We start from the raw sequence: 3,939 nt of genomic DNA, 5'->3' as shown, positions 1-3,939 counted from the left end.
GGACTCATGCGAGCACCTCAGTCCAACCATTGCGGTTGATAACGAGGCGGAAATCGCGAGTCGGATAAGCCGTGCGGCGACGGCGAAGCGCGGCGAGGCCTGCGCGTTTGGTGGCAGCAGTGGCCACGGATTCGTAGCCTGCCAGCGTGTCCTGTACTTGATACATGGTGGAACCCCCTGCCCTAGCGCCCTAGACCCCGGACACCCCAGCTAGGGCGCTGGGGGCCGGGCCACCGGGGGAACCCGATGATGTTCTCCGTCGGAGAACATGCGGCTTTGTACACTGGGGGAGAACAGAATGTCAACAGGTGGAGAACATGACCGTCACAGAGCTTCTGGACGCGGCAAAAGCGGCGCAGGGATTCAGCACGGATATGGCACTAGCGAAGGCTTTGGGAATCAGCCGATCAGCTGTGTCAGCGTGGCGCAACGGGGTAAAAACACCGGATACGGTGCAGTGTGCGGCGCTGGCCGGTTACACGGGTCTACCACTAGCCCAGGTACTAGGTGTGGTCGGTGAGGCGCGGGCAATCAGCAGGGAAGAAAAGGCAGTGTGGCGGAAGTTGGCGGCGTCAGCGGCACTGCTGGCGCTATTCGTAGCCCCTTCGCTGATGCAACAGGCCCATGCTGCAACGCTTCACAACCTACCCTCGTCCGACCCCTCAACAGCAGCAGCAGCTACAGCAGCAACGGCAGTCGGTCTAGGCATTATGCGAAATTAAAGATGTACCTAGATTGGGCTCTCGGCGCTCTAAGGCGGCCCCACCGATATCCCCGCCTCGGTCTGCACGACCGGCTTCATCGTCMCATCCGCGTTGTACTGCAGATGCTCGACCGTGACCGCACGCCGCCCGATCGCGCCGTTCTGGTCGCCGATGGCGAGCGCGGCGTTGTGCAGGAACAGGTACCAGCGGCCCTTGAACTCGGCGATGCCCGGATGGATCGTGAAGCTGTACCTGCCTGAGCCCGTCAGCTCGCCGCGGTACGTCCACGGACCGGCCAGCGAGGTCGCCGTCGCATAGGACACCTTTTCATCCCGGTGCGTGGCACGGTCCAGCGATGCGTACGTCAGGTAGTAGAGATCCCCGCGCTTGTGCAGCCACGGACCTCCTTCGAAATGCGGCGGCGTGATCTCGGTGATCGGACCGTCGAGCTCGATCATGTTCGGCTTCAGCCGTGCGATGTAGCACTGCCTATTGCCCCAGGCGATCCACGTCGTGCCATCGTCGTCGGTGAAGACCGTCGGGTCGATGTCCTCCCAGCTGTGCGTGCCCCTGGGCGTCATTTGGTTGGTGATCAACGCCGCACCCTTCGCGTCGACGAAAGGGCCGGTCGGCGTGTCGGACACCGCCACCGCGATGGCCTTGCCCGGATGTCCATCGTCATGCTCGACCGCTGCGTAGAACCAGAAGCGTCCGTCCTTCTCGATCGCCTGCGAGGCCCACGCGTCCGCCTTGGCCCAGGCGAAATCGGCCACCTTCATGATCGGGCCGTGGTCGACCCACGTTGCCATGTCCGTCGTCGAATACACCAGCCACTCGCGCATGTTGAACATCTCGTCGCGCTGCGCCTGATCGTGCCCGACGTAGAGATAGAGGCGGTCGCCGACCACGAGTGGCGCCGGATCGGCGGTGAACTTGTCGCGTATCAGCGGATTCGAGCGTGGCGTCACGGCCTGCGCGCGCTCCCCGGCCGGCTGCGCCGACAGAGGAAGCGCCAACAGGGTCGCCAACAGCGGCATGCATGCGAAGTGGCCGATCCTCATCGTGTGTTCTCCTGCGTGGCGGGTTCCGCGCCCTGCCCCATGCGCGCCAGCCAGCCGTGCATTGCCATCCAGGCGGCGAACGCCTCGAACCAGCCCGTGCTCGTCGTCGGCTTGGCGTACATGCCGAACCCATGGCCGCCCTGTTCGTAGAAGTGGAATTCCACCGGGCGCCGTGCCGTGCGCCACGCTTCGACCAACCCGAAACCGCCATCGGCGAACAGGCCATCGTCGGCCGCGATCGCGACGAACAACGGTGGCGCATCCGTGGGCACGTCGATCGCAGCCAACGGCCCGTAGATCATGCCGATGAAGGCAGGGTCGGCGTCGTCGCCAGCCAGCGTCGTCGCCAGCGTCAGCATGGCGCCGGCGGAGAAGCCGACCATGCCGATGCGACGCGGGTCCACGCCCCACTCACGGGCGCGACTGCGCACCAGCGCGAACGCGGCGCGCGCATCGGCGATCTGCGGCGCGAGCTGCGGTATCGACGCGAGCGGATCCACGCGGTACGCGGGCACGGGGCCGGCCAGCATCGCCTGCATCGATTGCGCGAAGCCATCGAGATCGTCGGGTGTCCGCTGCAGCCGGTACTTCAGCACGAAGGCGGCGACACCCCGATCCGCGAGGGCGCGCGCAACCTCCCATCCTTCGTTCTGCATCGACAACGCGCGGAATCCGCCACCCGGCGCCACGATCACGGCCGTGCCGGTCGCTTTCGCCGGATCCGGCAGGAAAGGCGTGAGGGTGGCGCGGTCGACGTTTCGCACGAACACGCTGCCGTACTGCAGGTGCCAGGCTTCGTTCACCTTGCTGTCCGCGTCGCGTGGCGGACCAAGTTGAACGGCGTTCGGCTGCGGCGGCGCGGCGATGGGTGTCATCGCGTCGTCCTGGGCATGGACAGGCACGATTAAGGTCCACGTCACTCCGGTGAACGCGATGCAGCAGAATTTCAGTGCGCGCATCACGATGGCGGAGGCCGTCCGGCGAGCGATCCCCTGCAAATGAGGAATCATTCCGCCCTCCCCTTGCCGCGCTCCCAGGCGAGCTCGAAGGACAACGACGCTCTCTCACCGGGCGACAGCACGCGCGGCGCAAGCGTGAAGGCATCGGGCGGGCCGGTCTGCGGTTCGACGCAGGTGGAATGCGCGGCACCGTCGTAGACCACCCAGTGATCGGTGTCGGCCTTCAGGCGCAGCAGCTGATCGCCTCGCTGCAGGGCGATGTCGCCACTGGCGACGAAGCAGTCATCCCACGGACCGGCGCTGGGCGGCGTGCGCGGCAACGTGGCGATGCCGTCGGCGTCGCGCGGATACATGGCGTCCGGGYTGAACACCAGTCTGTCGGGTTTTCGGAACCATGGGTGCCATCCGAGTGCGACCGGCATGGCCCGCGTCCCCGCACGCACCGCGAGTTCAAGCAGCAGCCGGTCGCCCTCCACGCGCAGCGCCTGCGTCGCCGTGCCGCCGAACGGCCAGTACCCGTCCTGGGGAAGCATGAGCGACAGTTGTGCGCTGTCCGCCTCGAGCACATCGACCTGCCACGGCCGCGAGAATCCGACGCCGTGGATCGCATGTCCGCCGAAGTTCACCGGCAGCCTGTGCGCCGCGCCGCCGAACGCGAAGCGTCCCGCGCGCAGGCGACCCGCCCACGGCACCATCGGATAGCAGCCCCACGCGATGGTCGCGGGCCAGCCGTCGTCCGGCCCGACCAGCCATTCCGTTCCATCGAAGCGGATCTGCGCCACGCGACCGCCGGCGTCCGGCGCGAACGCCACCTGCAGGCGCTCCGTGCGCAACCAGCGCAGCGGCCCGGCATGCAACGGCGCCAGCGCAYCGTCGCACGGCAACCGCGGCTCAGCCGCCATAGGGATCGATGGTGCGGATGCGGCCGTCCGCTTCGTGGTGCAACACCGTGCACTTGGCGGAACGCAGGTGCGTCACCCCGCCCGACATCAGGGCATCGTGGTAGAACAGATACCACTGGCACTCGAACGCGCAGATCGAATGATGTGTGGTCCAGCCGACGACCGGCGTGAGGATCACGCCGCCGTACGTGAATGGGCCATACGGACTGTCGCCAACCGCATAGCACAGCAGGTGCGTGTTACCGGTGGAATACGACAGGTAGTAGCGACCGGCGTGCTTGTGTACCCAGGGGCCTTCGAAGAACCGGCGCGC

At 66.5% G+C, this 3,939-nt stretch carries 4 protein-coding genes and 1 pseudogene; 1 reads left to right on the top strand and 4 read right to left on the bottom strand.

Annotation, left to right across the window (positions count from 1 at the left end; genetic code table 11):
• Positions 1–317 precede the first annotated feature (317 nt).
• Positions 318–722, top strand: a complete 405-nt coding sequence (locus AC04L7_RS13900; protein ID WP_436001012.1) for a DUF3693 domain-containing protein — start codon at positions 318–320, stop codon at positions 720–722.
• Between the two features lie 29 nt (positions 723–751).
• Here AC04L7_RS13900 and AC04L7_RS13895 read toward each other — a convergent pair whose 3' ends face one another.
• The 4 genes and pseudogenes from AC04L7_RS13895 to AC04L7_RS13880 form a co-directional block, all read right to left on the bottom strand.
• The gene (locus AC04L7_RS13895; RefSeq protein ID WP_475513225.1) at positions 752–1,765 is read right to left on the bottom strand and encodes a glycoside hydrolase family 43 protein; all 1,014 of its coding nucleotides are present in this window, start codon (positions 1,763–1,765) and stop codon (positions 752–754) included.
• On the bottom strand, positions 1,762–2,640 hold the full coding sequence (locus tag AC04L7_RS13890; RefSeq protein WP_435998669.1) for an alpha/beta hydrolase: 879 nt from the start codon (positions 2,638–2,640) through the stop codon (positions 1,762–1,764). The genes AC04L7_RS13895 and AC04L7_RS13890 overlap by 4 nt, the downstream gene beginning before the upstream one ends.
• Positions 2,641–2,771: 131 nt before the next feature.
• The gene (locus AC04L7_RS13885; protein WP_475513224.1) at positions 2,772–3,626 is read right to left on the bottom strand and encodes an aldose epimerase family protein; all 855 of its coding nucleotides are present in this window, start codon (positions 3,624–3,626) and stop codon (positions 2,772–2,774) included.
• Positions 3,616–3,939: pseudogene (locus AC04L7_RS13880) on the bottom strand (alpha-N-arabinofuranosidase); the annotation flags it as partial. The gene AC04L7_RS13885 and the pseudogene AC04L7_RS13880, both read right to left, overlap by 11 nt.

Source organism: Pseudoxanthomonas sp. LjRoot204_2, from assembly GCF_056175765.1.
Note: the sequence above shows the minus strand (reverse complement) of the source record. Positions and strands in the feature narration are given on the sequence as shown.